Origin of the sequence: Rhizobium sp. WCS2018Hpa-16 (genome assembly GCF_031843705.1) — a bacterium.
GTDB classification, from domain to species: domain Bacteria; phylum Pseudomonadota; class Alphaproteobacteria; order Rhizobiales; family Rhizobiaceae; genus Agrobacterium; species Agrobacterium tumefaciens_C.
Genome location: NZ_JAVTIX010000003.1, coordinates 147,834 through 172,572 on the forward strand (window position 1 = coordinate 147,834; position 24,739 = coordinate 172,572).

Annotated in this window: 25 protein-coding genes; 14 read left to right on the forward strand and 11 right to left on the reverse strand. The window is 56.7% G+C overall.

Annotation, left to right across the window (positions count from 1 at the left end; translation table 11 throughout):
- Nucleotides 1-6: 6 nt before the first annotated feature.
- Genes RQI55_RS11890 through RQI55_RS11925 form a run of 8 tightly spaced genes read right to left on the reverse strand, consistent with a single transcriptional unit; the run spans nt 7 to nt 6,556 of the window.
- Nucleotides 7-861, reverse strand: coding sequence for a Pnap_2097 family protein (locus RQI55_RS11890; protein ID WP_311272606.1), 855 nt, complete (start codon nt 859-861; stop codon nt 7-9).
- Nucleotides 858-2,114, reverse strand: a complete 1,257-nt coding sequence (locus tag RQI55_RS11895) for an MSMEG_0569 family flavin-dependent oxidoreductase (RefSeq protein WP_311272607.1) — start codon at nt 2,112-2,114, stop codon at nt 858-860. Before RQI55_RS11895 ends, RQI55_RS11890 begins: the two co-directional genes overlap by 4 nt.
- Before the next feature lie 11 nt (nt 2,115-2,125).
- The gene (locus tag RQI55_RS11900) at nt 2,126-2,404 is read right to left on the reverse strand and encodes an MSMEG_0570 family nitrogen starvation response protein (RefSeq protein WP_311272608.1); all 279 of its coding nucleotides are present in this window, start codon (nt 2,402-2,404) and stop codon (nt 2,126-2,128) included.
- On the reverse strand, nt 2,397-3,368 hold the full coding sequence (locus RQI55_RS11905; RefSeq protein WP_311272609.1) for a sll0787 family AIR synthase-like protein: 972 nt from the start codon (nt 3,366-3,368) through the stop codon (nt 2,397-2,399). The genes RQI55_RS11900 and RQI55_RS11905 overlap by 8 nt, the downstream gene beginning before the upstream one ends.
- A complete protein-coding gene (locus RQI55_RS11910) occupies nt 3,365-3,907 on the reverse strand; it encodes an MSMEG_0567/Sll0786 family nitrogen starvation N-acetyltransferase (RefSeq protein WP_311272610.1) in 543 nt (180 codons plus the stop codon). Before RQI55_RS11910 ends, RQI55_RS11905 begins: the two co-directional genes overlap by 4 nt.
- On the reverse strand, nt 3,904-5,025 hold the full coding sequence (locus tag RQI55_RS11915; RefSeq protein WP_042616676.1) for an MSMEG_0568 family radical SAM protein: 1,122 nt from the start codon (nt 5,023-5,025) through the stop codon (nt 3,904-3,906). Before RQI55_RS11915 ends, RQI55_RS11910 begins: the two co-directional genes overlap by 4 nt.
- Nucleotides 5,018-6,028: a Nit6803 family nitrilase gene (locus RQI55_RS11920; RefSeq protein ID WP_311272611.1), complete on the reverse strand. Its 1,011-nt coding sequence runs from the start codon at nt 6,026-6,028 to the stop codon at nt 5,018-5,020. Before RQI55_RS11920 ends, RQI55_RS11915 begins: the two co-directional genes overlap by 8 nt.
- A 45-nt stretch (nt 6,029-6,073) precedes the next feature.
- On the reverse strand, nt 6,074-6,556 hold the full coding sequence (locus RQI55_RS11925; RefSeq protein WP_042616674.1) for an MSMEG_0572/Sll0783 family nitrogen starvation response protein: 483 nt from the start codon (nt 6,554-6,556) through the stop codon (nt 6,074-6,076).
- 278 nt (nt 6,557-6,834) lie between these two features.
- Here RQI55_RS11925 and RQI55_RS11930 point away from each other — a divergent pair, with 278 nt between their 5' ends.
- Together RQI55_RS11930 and RQI55_RS11935 are read left to right on the forward strand one after the other, a co-directional pair.
- Nucleotides 6,835-8,205 carry a PLP-dependent aminotransferase family protein gene (locus tag RQI55_RS11930; RefSeq protein WP_192064843.1) on the forward strand — a complete coding sequence of 457 codons (1,371 nt, stop codon included), beginning with the start codon at nt 6,835-6,837 and terminating at the stop codon, nt 8,203-8,205.
- A gap of 111 nt (nt 8,206-8,316) precedes the next feature.
- Nucleotides 8,317-9,624, forward strand: coding sequence for a cation:dicarboxylate symporter family transporter (locus tag RQI55_RS11935; RefSeq protein WP_243257550.1), 1,308 nt, complete (start codon nt 8,317-8,319; stop codon nt 9,622-9,624).
- 12 nt (nt 9,625-9,636) lie between these two features.
- Here the strand turns inward: RQI55_RS11935 and RQI55_RS11940 are convergent, their stop codons facing one another.
- Nucleotides 9,637-10,572, reverse strand: coding sequence for a LysR family transcriptional regulator (locus tag RQI55_RS11940; RefSeq protein ID WP_311272612.1), 936 nt, complete (start codon nt 10,570-10,572; stop codon nt 9,637-9,639).
- 141 nt (nt 10,573-10,713) lie between these two features.
- Here RQI55_RS11940 and RQI55_RS11945 point away from each other — a divergent pair, with 141 nt between their 5' ends.
- The 5 genes from RQI55_RS11945 to RQI55_RS11965 all read left to right on the forward strand — a co-directional run bounded on the left by RQI55_RS11945 (nt 10,714) and on the right by RQI55_RS11965 (nt 16,039).
- Nucleotides 10,714-11,262 carry a carboxymuconolactone decarboxylase family protein gene (locus RQI55_RS11945; protein ID WP_311272613.1) on the forward strand — a complete coding sequence of 183 codons (549 nt, stop codon included), beginning with the start codon at nt 10,714-10,716 and terminating at the stop codon, nt 11,260-11,262.
- Nucleotides 11,263-11,314: 52 nt separating this feature from the next.
- Nucleotides 11,315-12,115: an SDR family NAD(P)-dependent oxidoreductase gene (locus tag RQI55_RS11950; protein WP_192064839.1), complete on the forward strand. Its 801-nt coding sequence runs from the start codon at nt 11,315-11,317 to the stop codon at nt 12,113-12,115.
- 11 nt (nt 12,116-12,126) lie between these two features.
- Nucleotides 12,127-13,017 (forward strand): amidohydrolase family protein, encoded by an 891-nt coding sequence (locus RQI55_RS11955; RefSeq protein ID WP_311272614.1) that lies wholly within the window; start codon nt 12,127-12,129, stop codon nt 13,015-13,017.
- A gap of 115 nt (nt 13,018-13,132) precedes the next feature.
- Nucleotides 13,133-14,269, forward strand: a complete 1,137-nt coding sequence (locus tag RQI55_RS11960; protein WP_311272615.1) for an acyl-CoA dehydrogenase — start codon at nt 13,133-13,135, stop codon at nt 14,267-14,269.
- Nucleotides 14,270-14,317: 48 nt separating this feature from the next.
- Entirely contained in the window at nt 14,318-16,039 is a 1,722-nt protein-coding gene (locus RQI55_RS11965; protein WP_311272616.1) for an enoyl-CoA hydratase-related protein, read from the forward strand.
- A gap of 31 nt (nt 16,040-16,070) precedes the next feature.
- Here RQI55_RS11965 and RQI55_RS11970 read toward each other — a convergent pair whose 3' ends face one another.
- Nucleotides 16,071-16,487 carry a PaaI family thioesterase gene (locus tag RQI55_RS11970; RefSeq protein ID WP_311272617.1) on the reverse strand — a complete coding sequence of 139 codons (417 nt, stop codon included), beginning with the start codon at nt 16,485-16,487 and terminating at the stop codon, nt 16,071-16,073.
- A gap of 172 nt (nt 16,488-16,659) precedes the next feature.
- Here RQI55_RS11970 and RQI55_RS11975 point away from each other — a divergent pair, with 172 nt between their 5' ends.
- The 3 genes from RQI55_RS11975 (at nt 16,660) to RQI55_RS11985 (ending at nt 19,659) form a co-directional block, all read left to right on the forward strand.
- On the forward strand, nt 16,660-17,106 hold the full coding sequence (locus RQI55_RS11975; protein WP_311276915.1) for a tripartite tricarboxylate transporter TctB family protein: 447 nt from the start codon (nt 16,660-16,662) through the stop codon (nt 17,104-17,106).
- Complete coding sequence (locus tag RQI55_RS11980; RefSeq protein WP_192064834.1) at nt 17,106-18,638, forward strand: tripartite tricarboxylate transporter permease; 1,533 nt, start codon at nt 17,106-17,108, stop codon at nt 18,636-18,638. The genes RQI55_RS11975 and RQI55_RS11980 overlap by 1 nt, the downstream gene beginning before the upstream one ends.
- A 61-nt stretch (nt 18,639-18,699) precedes the next feature.
- The gene (locus RQI55_RS11985) at nt 18,700-19,659 is read left to right on the forward strand and encodes a tripartite tricarboxylate transporter substrate binding protein (RefSeq protein WP_311272619.1); all 960 of its coding nucleotides are present in this window, start codon (nt 18,700-18,702) and stop codon (nt 19,657-19,659) included.
- A 73-nt stretch (nt 19,660-19,732) separates the two neighbouring features.
- On the opposite strand, the gene RQI55_RS11990 is transcribed toward RQI55_RS11985, so the two are convergent.
- Complete coding sequence (locus RQI55_RS11990) at nt 19,733-20,707, reverse strand: D-2-hydroxyacid dehydrogenase family protein (RefSeq protein WP_311272620.1); 975 nt, start codon at nt 20,705-20,707, stop codon at nt 19,733-19,735.
- 160 nt (nt 20,708-20,867) lie between these two features.
- On the opposite strand from RQI55_RS11990, the gene RQI55_RS11995 reads away from it, so the two are divergent.
- The 4 genes from RQI55_RS11995 to RQI55_RS12010 all read left to right on the forward strand — a co-directional run bounded on the left by RQI55_RS11995 (nt 20,868) and on the right by RQI55_RS12010 (nt 24,707).
- Nucleotides 20,868-21,821 (forward strand): LysR substrate-binding domain-containing protein, encoded by a 954-nt coding sequence (locus tag RQI55_RS11995; RefSeq protein WP_192064831.1) that lies wholly within the window; start codon nt 20,868-20,870, stop codon nt 21,819-21,821.
- A gap of 75 nt (nt 21,822-21,896) precedes the next feature.
- Nucleotides 21,897-22,706, forward strand: a complete 810-nt coding sequence (locus RQI55_RS12000) for an SDR family NAD(P)-dependent oxidoreductase (protein ID WP_311272621.1) — start codon at nt 21,897-21,899, stop codon at nt 22,704-22,706.
- A gap of 28 nt (nt 22,707-22,734) precedes the next feature.
- The gene (locus tag RQI55_RS12005) at nt 22,735-24,084 is read left to right on the forward strand and encodes an MmgE/PrpD family protein (protein ID WP_311272622.1); all 1,350 of its coding nucleotides are present in this window, start codon (nt 22,735-22,737) and stop codon (nt 24,082-24,084) included.
- 77 nt (nt 24,085-24,161) lie between these two features.
- A complete protein-coding gene (locus RQI55_RS12010) occupies nt 24,162-24,707 on the forward strand; it encodes a carboxymuconolactone decarboxylase family protein (protein WP_311272623.1) in 546 nt (181 codons plus the stop codon).
- Nucleotides 24,708-24,739: the final 32 nt, after the last annotated feature.

The following is a 24,739-nucleotide window of genomic DNA, read 5'->3' on the forward strand; positions in this document are numbered from 1 at the left end:
TTTTTCTCAGGATCGCAGCGCGGCCTTGTTCGACTGGCGTCTCGATGGCTGCAAACGGATTCGCATAGTTGCGAGGGGTCGATCTCTAGCGCCGAAGAAATTGATGAGGTAACCTCGGTAAAAGCGCTTGAATGTGACCAATATCGGTTCTCCCGGCTCCACATTGCCCACATAAGACACGTGTCTGGAGGCTAAAAGCTCCGGTCGCCTTTCCCCGGCTTGGAAGAGGGCGCGGTCTGCGATTGCGCTATAGGACGGAAAGTAAAGAAGGGCAGCGGCGTTGAAGTCCGTCGCCGGGCAGGGAAGGATTTTTTCTTCAGTGAATGTGTCCAGCCCGGTTCGATTTTTCTGAAGGATCGAACGGGCCGCCGCCGCGCCTCTGTCAACACTGCGCTGCACCGACAATGGTGCATCTGGCGGAACCGCCATGACTTTCGGGCTGCGCCGAACAATCGTGTGGTTGGTTCCATCGGCAGACCGTCCGACAAATGTAGACGCAAGTATCAGCTCACCGATGATGTCTCCTTCGAACCTAACCCTTAGCCGGGATGCGAGCCGTTGCTGCGATGTGCGGAACAACTCTCCTGATACTTCAAGACGTCCCCCGAGAGAGGGAATGTCGGGATTGCTCAAGCGCAGGCTTGTGGAGCAGAAGGCTGCGTAAAGCGGCTCCCCTTTCGCGCATTTGAACTGCGCCTCCTGCTGGCCCATTGCTTTTGCAATCAGCCGCCAATGCAGATCACCCGCCCTTCTCAGAAGCCATTGCTCGGAAAGGCCGCGATAACCCATTTCGGCCATGCCGAGGACATGGCTCTCTGTTTCGTCCTGTTGCGACTGCGTCGGGCATGGCCTCAGACTCATGCTGCAAACCTTGCCTTTTGGCGCGCGACAATTTCCTTGGCGAGGAACTGACTATCTTCATCGATCCCGAGAAAGCGGCCCGAACCCCATGTGTTAAGCCAACCCAGACCAATGAAGTAAAGGCCCGCCGCGTTGGTCACGCCGCGCTGGAACTTCGGCTTGCCACGTTCATCGAAGCAATCGACCTTGAGCCAGGAATAGTTGGGGCGGAAGCCGATGGCCCAGATGATCGATGATATCCCCGCTGCCGCAATATCGACCTCCTCGATTTCGCGCTCCGGTCTCCACACCTTCTCGAAGGGTGGCTCTTCGGGTGCATCGATGCCTTGGGAACTGATCCACGCGTCGATCTGCTTGCAGATTCCCAGATAGCTCCGGTCTGCGTCATCGAGATTTTTCTCAAGGTCCGGAAGGAAATTCATGATGGACCCCGCGCCGCCCGCGACAGAGCCGTACAACTTGACCCCTTCATTTGCATATTTTCGCAGGTCGATTTCCTTCCCGCCATCTCTGCCCGACATGTAATGGTTGGTTTGCGTCAGCGCTTTTACAGGATCCGGGTGCTTATCAATGGTCACATCATAAATGCCGGCATCATAGAGCCAGTCCGTTGCGTCACGGCCGCGATACTTACGCGGGCTACGCGGAGCAGGACCGACGGCGAGGTGGACCGGGCGACCTTCCAGATGAAAATCGTCCATGATCTGAACACCGGATTGGCCCGTTCCGACGATGAGGGCCGCGCCGTCTGGCAGTTGCGAGGGCCTGCGATACTCGCGCGAGTGAATCTGCACGATTGAAGGATCGATGTCCCTTGCAAAATCAGGCACGATGGGATGATCGTAGCCACCAGTGGCGATGACAACCTGATCGGCCAGCCAATGACCCGCCGTGGTTTCGACACGGTAGCCGCCCTCGGCGCGAGGCTCGACCTTTGTTACATCCACGCCTTCGATCAAAGGCGGGTTGAAGCTTTGCGCAAAGCCGTCGAGATAATCAACGATCTCGTCTTTGCGCATAAAGCCATTCGGATCCTTGCCGTTATAGTTCCAACCCGGCAGACGGCATTGCCAGTTCGGCGTCACCAGACAGAAACTGTCCCAGCGATTGTTGCGCCAGCTCTCAAACCGGCTGTGGCGCTCTATCACCACATGTTCAATACCTTCACGGGTCAGGTACCAACTAACGGACAAGCCAGCCTGACCGCCTCCGATGATGATAACCGGAATATTCGACTCTCGCCGTTCAGTCATGTCTTGTTCCTTCAGGAAAATGACAGGCAAGAAACGTGGCCATCGGGGGCCTGGCTTGCAGCTGTCTGTTCAATTCTGGCCAACTGATCCATCGCGGAGGAGCAGGCGAAACCATATTTGGCAGCGACACGATCCGATGCCTCATTGAGACCGGCCCGTACGTGTTGCAGAAACTCGGGAACCGGATAGGTCTGCCCTGTCTGCAGGTGGCTCCTTATGGCAGTCGAGGGAGAGTAACATTGCTCTTCCAACCCATCCGGCCAGCGGATCGTGAAGTGAACTTCAGGCATGGGAAACCTCCTTGGGAAGAGAGAGATAAGGGGCAGCGCCGTAGTCCCAGAACGGGGCGATTGAATCTCCGCGCTTGAAATTGACCTGCTCACTCGCCGTGGCTTGCCCGATGACCTCAGCGCATATGTCACGTGCAGCGAATGTCGCGCAGACGCGCTCGGCATGGGCTGGATCGACAGACAGCAGGAAGCCAAAGCTGGGGAATGTTCGCAACCATCGGCCCAATTCGGCGCCCTCAGGCAGAGAGATCGCGTCCAGGTCAATGTCGAAGCCGCAGCGTGAGCATTCGGCCAGCATCAATGCCGTGCCTGCTATCCCGCCCTGGCTGATATCCTTGCCTGTCGTGACGAGCCCGGCCTCAGCCAATTGCGGCAATAGCTCGTAGTCACCGCGAAGGCGGTCATGAGGTGCATCGAGTGCCGCGCACCAATTATCGAAACGTGGACGATAATGGCCGCGATGATCGATCGCTGCGACGAGGACGTCACCGGGTTTAGCAGTAAAGCTGGAGATCAACTGCGTTGCCCGGCCAAGGACGGAAACCGAAAGGCTGGGCTCTGAGGTCTGCAGGTTCGTATGTCCGCCGACGATGGGCACGCCATAGGCTGCTGCCGCATCCCTGAGGCCCTTGAGAAGAGGGGCGGCGGTCGCAACATCCGGTGCCCAGATCGTGTCCAGAAGTGCTGTTGCGCGACCGCCCATTGCTGCAATATCGGACAGGTTGACCATGACGCCACACCAGCCCGCAAACCACGGATCGTCACTGACGAATTGCGGTATGAAACCTTCGCCCGCAAACAGATCGAAGCCGCCCTCAGGTCGCGCGATAACGGCGGCATCATCGCCGGGAAGGCCAATCGTTGCTGCGTTTAGCCCAAGAGCTTTGGTGGACGACGCAATATCAAGCTTGCTGCGTATCGAGGGATGAGTGGCAATCTCTTTTGCAAGCGCTTCCAGCGTCATCCCACCCTCCGCGGTCTGGTGCACCATCCTGTTTCGGGGCTGAGGATTGCGGGGTAATGGGCCAGCGAAGCGCGCATATGCATGTGAGGGACGCCGTGAAGCTGGACAGTCTCCACGCAATCCCAGTGCAGGCGGCGGAAAAGGGGTACGTTCTGTTCCTGAACATGAGCGTTGAATTCGGTGCATCCCATTCCGTTTGCAGAGCAGACCGCAAGCCGGATCAATTCTGCGCCAAGCTTTCCGACGCGCCGGTAATGTTGATCGACGGCCAGACGCGATCCCCACCAGATGCCTGGCGAAGGCTGATGAATGCGGACGGTTCCCACGATTTCGGCTGGCTCTGCCGCCATTGTCGTTATGGCCGCAAGAGGGATGGCGACTTGGTCGATTTCATCGCGGTCGTGCAGCTTGAATATGCCCTGCTCATCAACGAACACGGCATGGCGAAGCCGCGCAACGCCTTGAAGTTCCCAATTTTCGGTGGCGGCACGAATGATGAATTCCGGGCTGATGAAGGATGAGTGGCTTATTCCGCTCATGCTGGAACCCTCAGCTTTTCATAGGTTGAAAGGGCTGAACATGCACCGCATTTGCCGCAGCCAGCCTTGATGTCCGTTGCTCGCAGCCCACCATCCACGATGATCTGCGACAATGGCTTCAGGATGCTGGCCATGAACTCGGAGCTGGGCGCAGCGTGGCTTTCCAGCGGGGTGCCGGAAATCGGAACGAATGGAACGACGAAGGGATAGACGCCCATTCGCACCAGCCGATCCGAGATGTTAAGGATCGCTTCGCTTGTATCGCCAAGGCCTGCCAGAATATAGGTAGAAACCTGACCGCGTCCGAAAACCTTCACCGCGGCTTCGAAGCTGCTGAAGTATTTCTCGAGCGGCACCGAGGCTTTGCCCGGCATGATCCTGTTGCGAACATCAGGCGTGACAGCCTCCAGATGCATGCCCAGCGCATCGGCGCCGGCATCTTTCATGCGTTGGTGCCACACATCGTCTTCCGGTGGCTCGCACTGGACCTGAATGGGCAGGTTGACGACGGCTTTTACAGCACGCGCACTGTCCGCAAGGATCGACGCGCCGCGATCCTGCCCCGGTGGTGTACCTGTCGTCATGACCATGTGTTTCACGCCATCCAACTCGACCGCAGCTTTTGCAACTTCAGCCAGTTGCTGGGGTGTCTTGTGGGCAATAGTTCTTCCAGCCGCCAGGCTTTGCCCGATGGAACAGAATTGACACGTCTTTTTCCGGCTCTCATAGCGGATGCAGGTTTGCAGCACCGTGGTGGCAAGAACGTCGCGGGAATGAAGCACCGCAATCTTGTTATAGGGAATGCCGTCTTCGGTTGTCAGATCGTAGAATTTCGGCCGGTTCGGGAAGCGGATCTTGGCGACCTCCTCACCGTGTTTGGTGACCCTCGAGCGCCCTTCCAGATCAGGCGCTTCCACGAGATAGGGGCTGTTGAAGGCAGGCGCGGTGTGAACAGGGATCATGACCGTCGTGTCACCGAAGCTCACAGCCTTGTGGTCGGAAGGGCCAGCTCCACCCCGGCGGCTCTCATGTCCGGCGCGCGGATCGACAAGTCGCATGCCCTTTGTCTGCAGGTCGTTGATCAGCTCGGGAATGGCTGTGCCAGCATTATCACGCATCTTCACGCTCCTGCTTTACGGGGGTGTCATTGGCATCGCGCGGGGCAAGCTCGGGTTGGAACATTTCAAGCGGTTGCGCCGGCCGCGCGTCGTGGACGAGGTGCAGAAGCTCCGGTCTCGCATAGTGTCCAACGCTGTCCATCATACGCTTGCGTTTTGTAATCAGCTTCATGTCGAGGTCAGCAATCAGTATGCCTTCCCCATCGACAAGGGGCGGCACGACATGGCGCCCCTCCGGGGTGATGATGCAGGTCATGCAGCCGTCTCGCAGGCCTTTTTGTAGTTTTGGATCAGGATTGATCGAAGCGATCTGATCCTCGCTCAGCCATGCCGTTGCATTCACGACAAAACAACCGGCTTCGAGCGCATGGTGGCGCATCGTGACCTCGATCTGCTCACCGAAAATCGGGCCGACCAGTGAGCCGGGGAAGTGAGCCGCGTGAATTTCCTCATGCTGAGCCATCAGTGCATATCGGGCGAGGGGGTTATAATGTTCCCAGCATGCCAGTGCGCCCACACGGCCAACGGCGGTATCAACAACCTTCAGGCCAGAGCCATCGCCTTGGCCCCAGATCATGCGTTCATGGTAGGTTGGCGTGATCTTGCGGCGCTTGAGTTTCAGGCTTCCGTCTGCATCAAAGATCAGCTGGGTGTTGTAGAGAGAGCCATGATCGCGTTCATTGACGCCGAGGACAACAACAACGCCCTTTTTGCGTGCCGCATCCGCAACCGCCATCGTCTCCATTGACGGAACGGTGACCGCCTCTTCGTACAAACGAAGGTGTTCGGCACCCTGCAACATCGGCGGCATCACGAAACTGAAGTAAGGGTACCAGGGGACGAATGTCTCGGGAAAGACGATGAATTGCGCGCCCTTGTCAGCGGCCTCGCCGATGGCGTTAAGCACTCGCACCATCGTACCTGCACGCGATGTGAGGTCGGGCGATATCTGCACGGCGGCGGCGCGAACGATTCTGGACACGGCTGGCTCCTTTACGATCATCAGGCTGGCGCGCGACGCGAAACAGTCGCGCCGCGCAAGCGTCGATTACACAGTCCAAGTATCAATGATCAGCGCGTTGGCCTTCTTGTGGATCAACACGCAGTCAAGCACGTCCTGCGGGAGGATGGGGATGATCCCGGGGATCAGCGATGGCTCGCCGTGACCGTAGAGCGCCTGAAGGGCAAAGCGACACGCGTAGATCTTGCCGCCTTCCTTCATGAAGCGTTCGAGGTTCTTGTTGAAATTCAGGTGGCCGGGAAATGCTTCGTCGCCAAGCTTGGGAAAGCCACGCTGGATGCCAAGCGTAACGCCCGGGCCGTAAAGTAGAATAGAGGTTTCATAACCCTTACGCTGAAGGCGGATCGCGTTGAGGATATTGACGAGGCCGATAGAGCCTTCGAAAGCGACTGTGTGGAAGGTAACAAGCGCTTTTTCGCCCGGATCTGCCTTCACATCTTCAAAAACCTTGGACTCGTAATCCACGAAGAAATCGCCGTCCTTATGGGCTTCCTGCGTTACCTGAGGCATCTATCTCGCTCCTTGTTTGCGGTTTGGATGCTGAAGCGTACGACGAAAATTGTATGAATCAATAACAAGTGTAATATCCATACAATAAAAGCTGAAATGGCTGATTGATTCTGCGGTAATGCAAAGATTTGATGCTGTTTGCTGAGAAAATAGGCGCAAAATGGCGAAATATTGCGCGATTTTTAAATTTGAAAAGTGGCAAACATCTCGCTTGAAATCGCGTTCACTGATCCATACAATATCAAACAATTCGAAACCGATGTGAGAATCCAAAGCCTATGCCGAGTTGGCCTCCAATATTAAAGCCGGATGGAAAGCCGCGATATCTGCAGATTGTGGATGCCATTGAAGCCGCCATAAAAAGCGGTGAATTTTCGCCGGGCGAGAGGCTTCCACCCCAACGCAAGCTGGCGGAGCGGCTGGGCATCGATTTTACAACCGTCACCCGCGCTTATGCTGAGGCGAATGCGAGACGGTTGGTGGAAAGCCATGTCGGGCGTGGCACATTCGCTTGCGCCCCGGCTCATTCCCGCCATGAGGCCAACCCGCACCGTTCCCGGGATGAAGATCTGTCGATGAACATGCCGCCTGAACCGCAGGATGGTGAACTCATTGCGCGGATGCAGGACGGCCTCCGCACGGTATCGGCCAATCTGATATCGCTGCTTCGATATCAATCAACGATTGGCGGCAATCAGGATAAGGCGGCAGCATCGTCCTGGCTTTCCAAAAGAGGAATGGTCCCAAGCCTTGAACGCATCGCCATTACGCCCGGTGCACATGCGACGATGACGGCCATATTGTCGACGATGACGCGGCAGGGTGACGTCATACTTTGCGAGGCGATCACCTATCCCGGTCTGCGGGCCATTGCGGCGCGCATGGGACTTCAGCTGGTCGGCATACCCATGGACAGTGCGGGAATTCTTCCCGACAAACTGGATGCCGCCATCCATCTCCATGAACCCAAGGCACTCTACCTCAATCCCACCGTCCAGAACCCCACGACAATAACGATACCGCAGGCGCGTCGCATGGAGATCGCCGAAGTGCTGATCCGCCATCGGCTGACCCTGATCGAGGACGATGCTTACGGCTTCATTCCGGCGTCGGCTCCAGCTCCATTCGCCACCATGGCACCCAATCTCACCTGGCACATCGGCGGGCTGGCCAAATGCCTCGGTGCCGGTCTGCGCCTTGCCTATACGGTCGCGCCAAGCGCCAAGGCTGCCTATGCGCTCGCGCAAGCGCTGCGAGCCAGTGCGGTCATGCCCTCTCCGATTTGTATGGCCCTTGCAACACGATGGATTGAGGACGGTACGGCGGACGCCATCCGCCGCTTTGTTCGCACGGAAAGTGCGGTTCGTCAGAAGATCGCCTCCGAGACGTTGAGAGGGTACGAGTTTCTGGGAGAGCCTGAGGCCTTCAACATCTGGCTGAAATTGCCAATGGGTGCCAGTCGAGCCGAGTTGATGGGTCGTATGGCAGGGCGCCATGTGGGATTGATGCCATCGGATGCCTTCACCGTCCTTGGCGCTCCGGATGAACATGTCAGAGTTTGCCTCGGGGGAACGGTGAGCCGCGAGGAACTTCAGGCAGGCCTCTCATTTATGGCTAACACACTCTCGGATATTGGCTGGATGGGTTGAATGGGGTGTCATGCCGAAACGGCATGGCTTGGCATGAGCCGATAGTATTGGACGGGAATATTCGCGCCCGTATGTTTTCTGGATGGCTAACAAGCCGGGAGGAGGCATAGCATGCGATATTTAAAACAGCTTTATGTTCAAGTTATAATCGGGATTCTGGCAGGTATTGCCCTGGGCATCATTGCGCCGCAGACGGGCGTTGCCATGAAGCCCTTGGGAGACGCATTCATCGGCCTTCTGCGCATGATGCTTGCGCCCATCATTTTTTGTACCATCGTGCATGGCTTCACGCACATTGCTGATATGAAGCAGCTTGGTCGTCTTGCGCTTAAGTCAATTATATATTTTGAAGTGCTGACGACCATTGCGATGGGGATAGGCTTCGTTGCCGTCAATGTGTTCGAGCCCGGTGTCGGCCTGCACGCAACCAACCTCGTTGTTGGCGCGGATGTTACCAAGATTGCCGATAATGCATCGCATTTCACCGCTCTTGGTTTTTTCATGAGCATCATTCCATCGACGCTGGTTGACGCCTTTGCCAAGGGTGAAATTCTTCAGGTTCTGTTGATCTCCGTCCTGACGGGCGCGGCACTCAGCATCGGTGGCGCAACAAAAAATTCGGCTCTTATCCGCGGTATCGGTGAGGCGCAGGATGTTCTCTTCCGCATCCTCGGCTTTATCATGAGGCTCGCACCCATCGGCGCGTTCGGTGCCATCGCAGCAGCCGTTGGTGCATTCGGCGCGGCGACGCTCCTTTATCTGGCAAAACTGGTCATCCTGTACTGGGCAACCTCGCTCTTCTTCGTCGTGGTGGTCCTTGGGCTCGTCATGGCCTCGATCAAGCTATCGCTGTTCAAGGCGATCCGCATGATCCGCGATGAACTTCTGCTTGTTCTCGGCACGGCGTCCAGTGAAGTGGTCCTCCCAAGAATCATGCGCAAGCTCGAGCGTGCCGGTTGTGATCGCTCTATCGTCGGCTTTGTCGTGCCGAGCGGCTACAGCTTCAACCTCGATGGAACGTCGATCTATATGGCAATTGCCGTTGCGTTTATCGCGCAGGCCACGGACACGCCGTTCTCGCTTGGACAACAACTGGCAGTTCTTGCCATCCTGCTTCTGACATCCAAGGGCGGCACGACAGTTGCTGGCGGCGCATTCATCAAGCTTGCCGCAACGCTTCAGACCGTGAAGACCCTGCCGGTGAGTGGACTCGGGCTTCTGTTTGGCGTCGATCGATTGATGGCAACCTGCACCGCGCTGACCAATGTCGTTGGCAACACTGTGGCCACCATCTACATCGCGAACTGGGAAAAGTCCTTCGACCAGTCCAAGTGGGATGCGTATGACTTCCAGCAGACTGACGTGGAAGAGGAGCCGGAAACAGTGCATGCGCCTGCGGCGACACACTCGCACGCATAAGAGTTGGCCATGTCATCTGTTCTCGAGAATTTTCGCATTGGCCCACTGTCCAGTCGAGACGAGGTGGGTGACATGCGCGCGGACAAGCCGCTCCAGCTCGGTTGTCAACCAGCGGGTCTTGTTCTCGGACGCCGTTGCGATGGCAACCGTGGAGAAGATGCGCGGTCTGTCGATAATGCGGACGGAGAGTTCTCCCCGTTCGACCTCGGCAGCGACGCCAGCATAGGTCTGGATTGTCGCTCCGGCACCATTTTTCACAAGGGCCTTGATCAAGGGAATGCTGTCGACCTCCAGCTTGACCGTGAGGCGGGTGTTGTTCTGGAGCGCCAATCGCTCCAGAAGCCTCCTGTTGCTGTGCGGAAGGCTGGGAAGGATCAGCGGCAATTGGGCAAGCTGGTTGAAGCCGATCACGCTATCACTGTCGAAGTCGGGGTTCGGCGCCGTTGCAAGAACCATCTGCTCCTGAAGCAGCGGTTTGAGCTGGATGCCGGCCATGGGGACAGGGTTGTGAAGGATGGCCATGTCTATGCGGCGGTCCAGCAACCATTCCTCAAGAGAACTGGTTATGCCTTCGCGGATACCAAGCGTTGCGTCCGGCCATCGCTGCGAAAAGATTTTATATATTTCTGGAACAATCAGCATGCCGGATGTTGGCGGAACGCCGAGCGAAATGTTTCCGGCAAAGCTTCTATCATCCGCCTTCACCAAAGTGATCGTTCTGGCAAAGTGATCGATAAGGTCCTCGGCCTCCGTCAGGAGCTTTGCGCCAGCTTCGGTGACTTCGACACCCTTTCCATGGCGCAGGAGAAGCCCGACGCCAAGTTCGTCCTCAAGCTTCTTGATTTGCCGGCTCAGCGCGGGTTGGGCAATGTTCAACAGCCCTGCAGCAGCGTTGAAGCTGCCTGCCCTCGCCACCTGCACGAAATATCGAAGTGTCCTGATGTCCATCTGTCGGTGACTTTCCAGAGAAATCGAGCATCTCGCCATCCGAGGCCATGGCTCGGATTTGCAGCCAAGGTCCGCTCAATATCGCGTCCGCCGTCCATCGCGCAAGCGTCGATCGCCAAGACATCAAATGGAGGAAACTGAATGAGAATCCGTGATCTATCCCTGGACGACATGAACGAGGCGCAAAAACGTGTCGCGGAAGAGGCCGCATCTGGCAAGCGTGGCCGCATGCCAGCGCCTCTGCGTGCCTGGATCCACAGCCCGGAATTAGGCGAGCGGGCGCAAAAGCTCGGTGAGTTTTTGCGATATGACACAATTTTGGGGCCAATGCTTTCGGAGCTGGCAATCCTGCTGCTCGCCCGGCACTGGACCTCTCATTACGAGTGGTACATCCACAAGCGCGAGGCATTGAAGGCTGGGCTATCACTTGATGTTGTGGACGCCATCGCGGCACGCAGTGCAGCGCCGATTGCCGATGAAAAGGCCGAGGCATTGCGCCTCTACGTGACAGAGCTTCTCGACAAGAAAATCGTTTCCGCTGAAACGCACAGGCTCGCTGTCGATCAGCTGGGCGAACAGGGCGTCGTCGAGTTGGTGGGTCTGCTTGGCTACTACACGCTGGTTTCAATGACGCTGAACGCCTTCGAAATCATGCCGCCGGATGGTGAGCCGCTCGAGCTCGATCACTGACAACCACATCATGTCGTCATGGGCGACCTCAATGCGAAATGGGAGAAGAATTATGGCAGGACGTCTTCAAGACAAGGTAGCGATTATCACAGGTGCAGGCTGTGTCGGTCCCGGATGGGGCAATGGCCGCGCCGCATCGGTAAGGTTCGGTCGTGAAGGAGCAAAGATTTTCGCTGTCGACCTGCGTGCGGAAACGATGGTTGAGACTGTCGAGCGGACAAAGGAGACCGGGGCCAGCATCGAAACACATCTCTGCGATGTTACGAAGGACGACGAAGTGGAGGCCATGGTCCGCCGCTGTATCGAGGTTTTCGGTCGCGTGGATATTCTCATCAACAATGTTGGCGGATCTTCGCCCGGCGGTGCCGTCGCTCTTTCGGAAGAGAATTGGCACAAGCAACTGGATTTCAACCTGAAGAGCGTGTTTCTGACCTGCAAGCATGTCATTCCCGAAATGGAGAAGGTCGGCGGCGGTGCCATTGTGAATACGGCGTCCACATCTGGCATCCGCTATACCGGCGCGCCACAGGTGGCCTACGCTTCCAGCAAAGCCGCCATCATCCAGTTTTCCCGTGTCACAGCGGTGGAATATGCGAAGAAAAACATCCGCGTGAACACAGTCGTTCCCGGCCAGATGCACACGCCCATGGTGGAAGCACGGCTCGCCGGACAGCGTGCAGGCGGTGATGTGGATGCGCTGCTGCAGTCACGCGTCGCCCGTATTCCGCTCGGTTTCATGGGTGATGGCAGAGATACGGCCAATGCTGCGCTGTTTCTGGCATCCGATGAGGCCCGCTTCGTCACAGGCACCGAACTGATCGTAGATGGTGGCATGGTCGCCCGCTGCGATTAAGGAGAAATCTCTTGAACCAGACTATCACCAGCCCCACCCCTGAGCCGCAGGGCTTGCCGCCAGTTTCCGACGCTCGCGAGCCGCGCGTTTCGCTGCCAGCCAACTCCTGCGATTCCCACTGCCATATCTATGGCCCTTTTAGCCGATTTCCGCTGCCGGCAGATCGAACCTTCACGCCGCATGAAGCGCCGGAAGCCAATCTGCGTCGTCTTCATGACCAACTTGGCATCGAGCGCGCCGTCATCGTTCACAGCCAGGGCCACGGCCATGACCATGAACCTATGCTGGCGGCGTTGCGAGAAAATCCCGATCGCTACAAAGGTGTCGCCGTCATCGATCCGGAAACTCACGGCCACAGGCTTGCCGAGTTCGATGAGGCCGGTGTGTGCGGTGTCCGTTTCAGCTTTGTCTCGCATTTGAAGAAGCCGGATATTGCGGGCGTCGTGAAAGTTGCCGATATGGTTCAACCTTACGGTTGGCATGCGGCGGTTCACGTCTCCGGCAAAGGCCTGATGGAGATGGAAAGTGTCATCCGCAATCTTCCTGTCCGGGTAGTGATCGATCACATGGCGCGCCCCGACATCGACAGCGTTGACTTTGCCGAGGTGGAGCGCACGCTGTTCAAGCTGCTGGACACCGGGCGGTTCTGGCTCAAACTGAGTGGGGTGGAGCGTCTTTCCAAAAAAGGAACGCCATTTGACGACGTGCTGGACTATATGCGACGGCTGGTCCAGCACGCGCCGGAACGGCTTCTGTGGGGAACGGATTGGCCGCATGTCAATCTTTCCGGCCCCATGCCCAATGATGGTGATCTTGTCGATACGCTGGCAGATGTTGCGGGCGAGACGGCGCTTGCGCAAATTCTGGTCGAAAACCCCCGGAGTTTCTTCGGTTTCAGCTGATCTCTGTCGCCAGCGGCCATAATCAGATGTTTGGCTTGGCTTATGTAACGGAAGTTGTTGCGCTCGAAGAACTATCCCAAAACCTTCCAGATTGATTGGAAAAAGGTTGGGATAGATGCTCACAGAGGAACAGAACGGGCTTGTCGATGCGATCAAGCGATTTGCGCAGGCCGAACTCGCGCCGGGTGCTCTGGCGCGCGCGCATTCCCGGCAATACCCTTGGGATGTGGCGGAGAAACTGTCTGGCATGGGTCTTCTCGGTATCACTGTTGGTGCGGAAGACGGGGGCGTGGGTGGAACACTCATGGATGCCGTCCTCGCCATTCAAACCGTTGCAAGCGCCTGCCCGAAGAGTGCCGATATTGTACAGGCGGGGAATTTCGGCCCTATCCGCACATTCGTGGAATATGCAACGCCGGAGCAGAAGCAGCGTTGGCTTTCGGACCTCATCGCTGGCCGGATGCTGATATCGCTCGGAATGAGCGAGCCTGATGCAGGTTCCGCAGTGACCGAACTGACGACATCCGCCAGGGAAGACGGTGACGATATCGTCATCAATGGCTCGAAAGTATTTTCCACCCACAGCCCGGATGCGAAGCTTTTCCTGATCTATGTCCGGTTTGGACCGGGTGTCGATGGAATCGGATCCGTGCTGATTGAGCGCGGAACGCCCGGATTTGTTGTTGGAGAGCGCTCTTCATTCATGAGTGGTGAGGAGTGGTGCCCTCTCTATTTCGATAATTGCCGCATACCGAAATCCAACATATTGCTCGGGCGAGGCGGGTTCAAACGCCAGATCGCCGGGTTCAACATCGAGCGCCTTGGCAATGCTTCACGCGCACTGGCACTTGGTCGATATGCATTTGAGACCGCCAAACAGCACGCGCTTGACCGCAAGCAGTTTGACCGCCCGCTCTGCGATTTTCAGGGGATACAGTGGAAGTTTGCAGACATGGCAATGAAGCTGGAATCCGCACAGATGTTTTTGTATCGTGCTGCCAATATCCCGGATGGTGAGCTTCCGAGCGCGCAGGATACCGCGATGGCAAAGCTTGCCTGCAATCTGGCCGGTTGGGAAGTTTCCAATGAAGCGATGCAGGTCATGGGCGGCTACGGTTATTCGACCGAGAGCCTCGTTGAATATTGCGTCAAGCGAACGCGAGGCTGGATGATAGCTGGCGGCTCCATCGAGATGATGAAGAACAGAATAGCCGAACATGTCTTCGAAAGACGTTTCGACCAGCGCAAATAATGGCCGCGTAAGCTGCACAGCGTCCATCTTTCAAAAAAGGATTGCCTGATGATCAAGGTTCGTCTCGAACGTGAGGGAGACATTGGTATTGTCGTCATAGACAACCCGCCGGTCAACGCAGGTTCTGCGGCGGTCCGGCAGGGATTGCTGGACTGTATCGCAAGCGTCGATGCTGACCCTTCCCTCATAGCAGGCGTTCTCATCGGCTCTGGGAACACCTTTATTTCAGGTTCTGACCTCAAGGAATTCGATCTTCCGCTGGACCCGCCGCAATTGCCCAACGTCATAGAAGCCATCGAGCACAGCGCCAAGCAGTGGATAGCGGCCCTGCACGGAGCAGCCTTGGGCGGTGGCTTTGAGCTGGCACTAGGCTGCGATATGCGCGTCGCGCACACCGGTACGATGGTCGGGCTGCCCGAATGCGGGCTCGGCATGATCCCCGGTGCTGGGGGCATTCAGCGGTTGACGCGGCTGATCGGGCGAATTCGCGCTATCGAACTGATAACCTCATCGCGCCGGATCGAAGCGTCTGAGGCCGCAGCACTGGGGATGATCGATGAGATCGTGAAAGGCGATCTGCGGCTCGCCGCGATCACGGCAGCAAAAGCCCTCAATAACAAACGCCGGCTGGTTGAAAAGCCTGTGCCACCGGAACATGAGGCGGACATCTTTGCCGCCGAGGAACGTGCTGTGGCTACCGGGCGTCGACGGCCTCACATTCTGTCCGCCATTCGCCATATCGAAGCTGTCGGCAATCTTCCCTTTGACGAAGGTCTTATGGCCGAAAGAGAGGATTTCCAGAAGTTTCGAACGTCTCTCGATGCGAGAGCATATCGCCATGTCTTTTTCGCGGAGAGAGCTGCCGGGCGAGTGCCTACGGAATTCAAAGCCAGAATGCCGTCGAGGCTTGCGATGATGGGTGCTTGCGAGGCGGCCTGTGCTATCGCGCTGGCAGGTCTCCTTGCCGGACGGCATGTGACGATTTTCGATACGGATCGAGAGTCTCTCAAAGCATCCATCGACGTCGGGCTTCGTGAAAAAGTCAACGAAGGTTCTCTGTCTGTCGCAAATGCTCAAGCTGCCAGGGGCCGCCTATCAGTGGAGAGCGATATCGGCGGTCTGTCCAAGTGCGAAAGCGTGATTACGGCGATAGACGAAAGCACCGCCGCCGGAACATCAGTGCTTTCACGCACCGGATCGCGGTTATTTTCCCTCACCCTTGCTCCCGAAAGCTCTGTTGACCTTCATTTCATCAATCCATGGGACCGCGATGGTGCTGTTGAAGTCATCAGGACGGAGACAAGCTCGGCGTCTTCGCTGGCGCAGGGCGTCGCTTTTGCACGGGCGTGCGGCTACAAGGCAGTTATCGCCGGGAATGCCCCCGGCTTCATCGGTCAGCGCATTCATGCAGCTTACCGCAATGCCTGCGATACAATGGCGGCTGAAGGCGTATCCGCGCTAAAAATCAATGAAGCGCTCATAGCTTTCGGCTTTGCCGGTGGACCATTGGCTGTGAATGGTGAGCGCTTTGCTGAGGTGGATTTGGAAATTTCTGAAGCCAAGCTCACCGAGGGCGACATACAGCGCGAGGCGCTCACGGCTATGGTGCGTGAAACTGAACGCGTTCTGGAGGAAGGCATTGCAGAAACACCAGGCGATGTAGATGTCGTCATGGTCAATGGCTTCGGATTTCCCCGCTGGCTGGGTGGCCCACTCTATTGGGCCACCAGCGATGAAGGGCAAGATATCCTTCGGCCATGCGTTCTTTAAACGTGCCTAGCCTGTTGAAATTCTGAAGGTTTCAGCTCTCTGGTCGAGAGGAGATCCGCCATACGCCATGCGCGTGCATGATGGGAGTTTCGCCATGGAAAAGGGTTCCGTCAACGAAGGATGTGCGGCCACTTGCTCTGGATATTCGAGGGGTCACAGTGGCGAACTGGCCGATCTCCATCGGTGTCATGAACTGGTGGCTGAGGCTGATCGTTGCAGCCCGAATGGCACCTGATGTGAGGCGTGACGTCATTCCGAAGGCGCGGTCCATGAAGGTCATCAACATGCCGCCATGAACAACGCCGTTGCGGTTGGCATGGCGTTCTTCCGCGATAAACCCGAACTCCTTTTTACCATTTGTATCCCGGATCCACACGCCTCCCAGATAAGCAATAAATCCCTCGGATGGATCGTGAATCCATCCTGCATCCATCAGGTCTTTGATCAAAACAGCAGCCTCCTATCCACTCACTCTTCCAGAAGATCACGCGGGACGAAAAAGTTAGACTGACATTTGGTTATGCAGACATGCCCTTTTTGCAAGTTGAATGTCGGCGGCGCATTCCTCATCAATGCAAGACCGTGGAGGGTTACGTAGCGAAGAGGAGGAGCGTCACGTGATGAATATGGATAGGCGAGAATTCGCCGGAGGACTATTCTTGCTGGCGCTTGGGGTGGCGTTTGCTGCCTATGCTGCATTGCATTATTCGACAGGGACGGTGACCAGAATGGGGCCGGGCATGATACCTGTCGCCCTGGGAGGTCTGCTGGCGGTCTTCGGAGCGGTCATCGCAATCGGTGCTTTTTTCCGCATTGCAGAACCGACTGAAATTCGCTGGATCGTGCCCATTATCGTGCTCGGCAGCGTTCTCGTCTTCGGCGCTTTGATCAAGCCTTTCGGCCTCATTCCTGCTGTCGCTGGCAGCGCAATCGTTGCCACTTTTGCCGAAGAGAAATTTCGCCCGCTATTTAGCCTGACGCTGGCCGTCGTGCTGTGTGTCATGGCCTGGCTGATTTTCATTGTTGGTCTCCAGCTTCCCATTCCTCTGATTGATTGGTCGCTGTGATGGATCTGCTTTCAAATCTTGCACTCGGTCTTGAGACCGCGTTGACGCCTGTCAATTTGCTGTATTGCTTTATCGGCGTGTTCCTGGGAACGCTCGTGGGTGTATTGCCCGGCATCGGTGCCCTTGCAGCGATCTCCATGTTGTTTCCGCTGACATTTCATCTGGAGCCGACGACCGCGCTGATCATGCTTGCGGGCATTTATTATGGCACGGCCTATGGCGGCAGCACGGCATCCATTCTGTTGAACATTCCGGGCGGCACGTCCAGTGCCGTGACCTGCCTCGATGGCTACCCGATGGCCAAGCAGGGAAGAGCCGGTGTTGCGCTGGCGATGACGGCAATCGGCTCGTTCTATGGTGGGATTTACGGGATCATCGTGCTCAGCGTCTTCTCGCCCCTTATTGCCGGATGGGCTCTTTCGTTCGGCTCGGCAGAATATTTCGCGATGATGGTTCTTGGTCTTGTCTCGGCATCGGCCATTTCAGACGGCTCGGTTGTCAAAGGGCTTGCCATGGTCGTGCTGGGCATCCTGCTTGCGACTGTGGGCATGGATCCGCAGAGCGGCTCGGAACGCTTTACGTTCGGCTCTCTTGATGTGCTGGATGGTCTCAGCATCAGTGCGCTCGCCATGGGGTTGTTCGGCATTACGGAAATCATGATTTCCGTTCGCAAAACGGATACGTCGAGCCTCAATCCAAAAGCCTTCAACATGCGCTCGATGATGCCGACGCGTGACGATATCCGGCAGTCTTGGGGTCCAATGTTCCGCAGTTCGACAATCGGATCGTTCTTCGGGGCTTTGCCTGGCACCGGCCCGTCCGTTGCGTCCTTCGTGGCTTATGCCGTGGAAAAGCGCATCTCGAAAACGCCGGAGCGTTTTGGTAAGGGTGCAATCGAGGGTGTTATCGCTCCCGAAACCGCAAATAATGCCGCGGACCAGACGGGCTTTATCCCGACCCTTTCGCTTGGCATTCCCGGTAGCGCCACCATGGCGCTGATGATCGGCGCGCTGATGGTGCATGGCATCCATCCCGGCCCGAAGCTCATCAGCGAGCAGCCAAGCCTCTTCTGGGGTCTCGTTATGAGCTTCTGGATCGGCAATGTGCTCCTCGTGATCCTCAATCTGCCCTTGATCGGTCTTTGGGTTCGACTGCTTTCTGTGCCCTACAAGATGCTGTACCCGGCAATTGTGATGTTCGTCTGCATCGGCGCTTACAGCGTTCAATATAGTGCCTTTGATGTGATGGTCGTTTGCGGCTTTGGTTTCCTTGGATATGTCATGCGCATATTCGGTTTCCCCGCCGCGCCGCTTTTGCTTGGCTTCGTTCTTGGTCCTTTGATCGAGCAGCACTTCCGCCGCGCCATGGTTCTGGCAAGAGGTGACATCACGCACCTCGTCGAGCGCCCTATTACAGGCATCATCCTCGCAATCACCGCAGCCATTCTGATCTGGAACGTGATTGCGGCGCTTCGTCAACGAAAGAGGGAAAAGCTTCGTTTCGAAACTCTCGCCACGGAGGGGCGGGAGTGAAAAATCGGCAGGGCGGTTCAATCGGCCCTGCCATCATCAAATGAAAAGGGAGGAAAAACGAATGAAATTTAAATTTATAAAGCTCGCATTGCTGGGTCTCGTCGCTGCTGCTGGTACAGCCGTGGCTGAGGACTTTCCAAACAAGACCGTTACGATCATCATCCCCTATGGCGGAGGCGGCTCGACCGATCTCATCGCCCGCCAGTTGGCACACGAGTTGAACCAGATTTGGGGTCAGCCCGTGATCGTTGAAAACCGCCCGGGTGCCGGATCGATGATCGGCACGGCCTTTCTTTCGAAATCAAAGCCGGACGGATACACATTGCTTGTGAACACGGCTGCACATGCCGCTGCTCCGGCTGTCCAGAAATCCTTGCCGTTCAACCCCAGAACCGACATCACGCCAATCGGCATGGTCGCGACCAGCCCCTATATGGCCGTGGCAGGCGCAAATGTGAAGTCCAACAACTTTGCCGACTTCCTGAAGGAAGCGAAAGAGCGCCCCATGTTCTTCTCCACAGCGGGTGTGGGAAGTTCGAGCCACTTTGCTGCTGAACTGTTGATGCAGCAGGGCAATATTCCGGGTGATGTGGTTCATTTTGCTGGCGGCGGTGAAGCGCAGGTCAACCTGATGGGCGGTCATGCCGATGTCTATATCAGCAACACCGCAAGCGTGATGCCATATGTAAACAACGGGCAGGTGAAGCCACTCGTTATCCTTGGGCCAGACCGCTACGACGCATTGCCAGATGTGCAGTCCAGCGGCGAAAACGGCGTCACGGGCATTGAGATCGACGGCTGGAATGGTCTGTTTGGCCCCGGCAACATGGATCCCAAACTCGTTGAGAAGATCAACGCCGATATGCACAAGGCACTGGAGAAGGACAGTTTCAAACAAGTCCTAGCAGACAATTTCGTTCAGCCCGGCTCCGGGTCGGCAACGGAATTCAAAGCGCAGATCGAAAAGGAAATGGACCTCTGGGTGAAGTTGGCGCAGGAGCGCAGCATCGTCGCGCAGTGACGTAAAATAAGCCGTAAGCGCCTGGCGTTCCGGGCGTTTACGGGCATTTAGCGCCTGTCCTTTGGCGCAGAGCCTAGGTGACAGACGTGCCGTCGAGCCAGTTTTCCAGATGCTCGACAGTTTCCTTGTAGAAGCTTTCGAATGTCTCACGGACCGAATAGCCGAGATGTGGCGTCAGCAAGACATTGTCGATTTCCCGTAACGCATGAATGGCAGGCAGGGGTTCATGATCGAAAACATCGATACCAGCTGCCCGCAGACGCCGCTCTTTCAACGCGGCGATCAGCGCTTGTTGATCGATGAGCGGTCCGCGCGCCGTGTTGATGAGGATCGCTTCCGGTTTCATTTTCGAGATGGCGTCCGCATCGATAATGCCGCGTGTGCTTTCGCCAAGCACGAGATGAAGACTGACCACGTCAGACTGCTGCAAAAGATCGTCGCGGGAGGAAAAGACAGCGTCTCCGGCCTCGGCGCGCTCGGCAGTCAGGTTGGGGCTCCAGGCCAGAGCAGTCATGCCGAATGCCTTTGCGACATGGGCCATGCGGCTTCCCAGCCGTCCAAGCCCGATGATACCGATCGTCTTGCCGTAGAGGCTGCTGCCAAGCCTGCTCTGCCACTCTCCGCACTTCATCGCCGCAGATTCCTGCGGAATATGGCGCATGAGAGAAATGATGAGGCCCCATGCCAGCTCGACGGTCGCGTATTGCCCGTTGCCGCTGCCCGTCGTGGACATCACGCTGATGCCGAGCTTTTCAGCAGCGTCGTAGGCCAGGGTACGGTTGTGTCGGCCGGTTGCGATGATTGCACGAAGATTGGGCAAAGAATGAAGCAAATCGGATGGGATTGCGGTTCGTTCTCGCAAGAGACAAATCGCGTCATACTCGGCAAGCTCCGTGGCCGGGTCCGTCAATGGTCGCGTCAGGAACCTGATGTCCGCCCTTTGTTGCAGCGTCCTCCAATCCGCGAGTTGGTGGGCGACACCCATATAGTCGTCCAGAATGGCGATCTTGGCCGGCCGATCCACTGGAACCCGGCGAAGCTGTGTCATCGGAGAGTTTCCTTCCGCATGAGAGAATTGAGACGCATGACGCCTTGGTTGAGGCAACGGACCTTCCAAAACAAGCCTGCCGTCCGCCTGTTGCTCACAAATGACAGGGTGCCGTGCAAAGTTCCACTGCCCAATCGTTGCTCTAGGGAAACCTGACATTATGCATTTGAGGCGACTTAACTTACCGCTCAACCCGCTGCGCGCTTTCGCAGTCGCTTGCCGACACAAGACATTTACCGCCGCGGCACGAGAGCTTGGCGTCAGTCAGGTCGCAGTCAGCCGGCAGATTTCGATATTGGAGAATTATCTGAACGTCAGCCTGTTTGAACGGGGAACGCGATCTGCCAAGCTGACCGAAGTGGGACGTGCCTTTGGTCAGGAAATATCGGGTCTTTTCGATGAAATCGAAATGGCCACCCAGCGCATCATCAATCAGGAAACGGACAGCACCATAAATCTGCGAATTTACCCGACATTCGCAAACTACTGGCTGATGTCCCGGCTGGTGGATTTCACGGCGAAATTCCCAGACATTCGCATCCGCTTCGATACGCGTGTGGAGCCGCTCGATTTCCGCGGCACCCATCTCGACGTTGCTGTCCAGCTCGGCTCCGGAAACTGGCGTGATTCACGATGCCGTAAGCTGTTCGATGAGGAAATCGATGTCGTCTGCAGCGAGCGCTATCTTGAGACCGTCGGCCCGCTCGCGCAGCCCGACGACATCGCCCATTGCAACCTGATCCACTCACGTTATCGCCGAAGGGCCTGGGATCAATGGGCCGAAGCGCTCAATGTCGATTTGGCACATCATCAACGCATGGAGTTCGATAGTTCTCTCCTGACGTTTTCGGCAGCGGAAAAGGGGTTCGGGATGGCGCTGGGGCAGATCGGCATCATCGATGAGGCGATTGCGGAAAAGCGTCTGGTTCGTCCGCTGAACAGGCCTGTTCCCACCGGATCCGCGTTTTACGTTGTCTGGCCCACAAGTGTCTCCGTTAACGTGAAGACCAAGCGCTTTATCGACTGGCTGTTGGAACAGGTCGGCGAGGTGCCAGAGTTTTTCTCGGCGCGTAACATGGATGACCATGCGGGCCGGCCGCGATTGCAAAGGTAACGCTGCACCGGCCTGACTAAACATCAGGCAAACACATGGGTGCCCCCTGATACCCTTCCCTTGAGGAAGACTAGCATGGAGGAGGAAGTTTTGGGCGGGAGATTGAGCGGTAAGATTGCGGTGATTGTCGGGGCGGGGCAGCAGCCCGGTTCCAGCATGGGGAATGGGCGGGCAACTGCGATCCGATTTTCGCAGGAAGGCGCGACATGTCTGCTTGTCGATCGAAACGCTGAGTGGGCTGAAGAGACACGGCAATCGCTTACCATGGATGACCGCTCCACCGTTTTCGAAGCCGATGTCACCGACGAGGAGGCGTGTAAGCGGCTGATCGAGGTCGCAGTCGAGCGCTATGGTCGCATTGACATTCTGCATAACAATATTGGAACATCGACCGGGGATCGCGCGACACCGGATCTTGCCGTTGAAGACTGGGACCGGATCATGACGGTCAATCTCAAGAGCATGTTCATGACCTGCAAACATGCGCTTCCCATCATGCGCGCGCAAAAGGCCGGGTCGATCATTAATATTTCATCGACATCTTCGCTTTCGAAGCGCCCGACGGTTGCCTATAAGACCTCCAAGGGCGCCATCAATACGTTCACCCAGCATCTCGCTGCAGAGAATGCAGGTTTTGGCGTGCGGGCAAATGTCATCGTTCCGGGACTGATCGATACGCCCATGGCCATCGAGCGGCGGGTGAGAGAGACCGGACGAACGCATGATGAGATCAGGGCAGAGAGAGACGGTCTTGTCCCTATCGGCTACATGGGGAGCGCATGGGACGTAGCGCATGCTGCCGTTTATCTCGCCTCCGATGAAGCGAATTATGTCACAGGTGTTCTTCTGCCCGTCGACGGTGGTCTTCTTCTCAAAAGAGGCTAGGCAGGAAGCAGGGTGTGGAGACAAGATAATGACGATCAACCCCTTGATAGTCTTGGCAGAGGCTGCGGCTGCATGGAATGAAAAGCCGCTTGATGGTGATGTTGAACACCACGCAAGACGTGCTGTGCTTGACTGGTTCGCAGCACTTATTCCTGGCTGCCGTGAAGGTCCCGCACCGCTGTTGGCCAAAGCTCTCGTTTCCCAACGGGGTCAAGGCAATGCGATATGTTATGTTGACGGGCTTGCAGGTTCGGCACGACATGCCGCCCTTCTCAATGGCACGGCAAGCCACACGGTTGAATTCGATGATATCTACCGTGATGGCGGTTATCATCCCGGCAGCCCGACCATTTCAGCGGCGCTGGCCGTCGCGCAGGACGTCGGCGCTACCTATGAGCAGTTCCTGAGAGCGGTTATTGGCGGCTTCGAAGTCGGGTGCCGCATCGCGCTGGCACTGCAACCGAGCCATTATCGCAACTGGCATATCACGGGTACAGTCGGCACAATCGGTGCTGCCGTGGCCACGGCTATGTTGAAAGGTGGGTCAGCAGAAACCATCGCGCACGCTATCGCGATCTCCACCAGCTTTGCTGGCGGGCATCAGGAAAACCTGCAGGGTGAAGGGCTGACCAAGCCATTGCATAGCGGTCACGCTGCGGATGCCGGTGTTCTCGCGGGCCTTTCTTCCGCCGCTGGAATCACAGGGTCACTCAACAGCCTGCATGCTCCTCACGGCTATGCCGCTGCCACCAGTGATGACATAGGCAATTGGGAAGCCGCGCTTGAAGGGCTTGGAGAGTGGACGCCAATCACGAGGATGACCTTCAAGAACCACGGCTGCTGCGGCCATATCTTTCCAACACTCGACGGATTGTCGATCCTGAAGGAGACGTATGGATTCTCCCTTGATGATATCAAGCACATCCATGTCTTGGGTTACGCAGCGACGAAATCGATCTGTGATCGAATGCAGGTGGAAAGCGCGCGCGATGCTCGGTTCAGCTTGCAATATTGCGTCTCTGCACTCCTCGTCACCGGCAATGTACGATTGGCTGCCTTCACGGAAAAAACGCTTGGCGATCCGGCTATCAGGCAGTTCATGAACCGCATTACGGTGACCACTGACGATGAGATTGCAGCACGTTACCCACGTCTGCGCCAGGCAAAAATCCGGGTGGAACTGCAAGATGGTCGGTTACTAGAGCACTATCAGGAAACCCGTAAGGGAGATCCGGAGAATCCGCTGTCCGATGGTGAACTCTCCGATAAATTCATGGAGTTGACTGCGTCTCTTGGCGACGAGGCGCAGACAGCGTTGAAAGAAAACATATTGCACGGTGACAAGTTGTTGACAGATATTGCTTTTCTGAAAGCTTAGCCGCCTAGCTGCGGGCAGACCGAAACTCTATCGGCAACAGATATCTGCAACTCGTTTTTATCTCTGGAGGCCATGATATGCGACTGAATCCACCTCGCCCAGATGAGTATAGCGAAGAGCAACAGACCGTCCACGACGAGATTTTGCAGGGGCCGCGCGGCAGGGTAAGAGGCCCGCTGGCGCTGTGGCTGCACAGGCCACAACTGGCCCGGCATGCGCAAGCGCTGGGCGAATATTGCCGTTATGGCTCGTCCCTTCCGCCGATGCTTTCTGAAATCGCCGTTTTGGCACTGGCCAGCATCTGGCGGGCAGAGCTTCCCTGGTATTCCCATCAGAAAGATGCGGTTGACCATGGCGTCGACGTCTCCGTGATTGAGGCACTGAGGCGTGATGAGGAGCCGGACTTCAAGGACGAAGCAGCCCTGGCAGTTTACCGGGTCGTGACCGAACTGGTGAAAGATCGCGTCTTGTCTGAGCAAACCTATCATTCAGCCCTCGGCCTTATCGGTAAGGATGGGATGGTCGATCTCATCGGCATCATTGGCTACTACACTATGATTGCCATGACCGTGACCGCTTTCGATCTTCCATTGCCAGACGGCGTGAGCAAGCAATTTGCTTAGGTTCTGCACGAAAACACCTACCTCCATTGAAG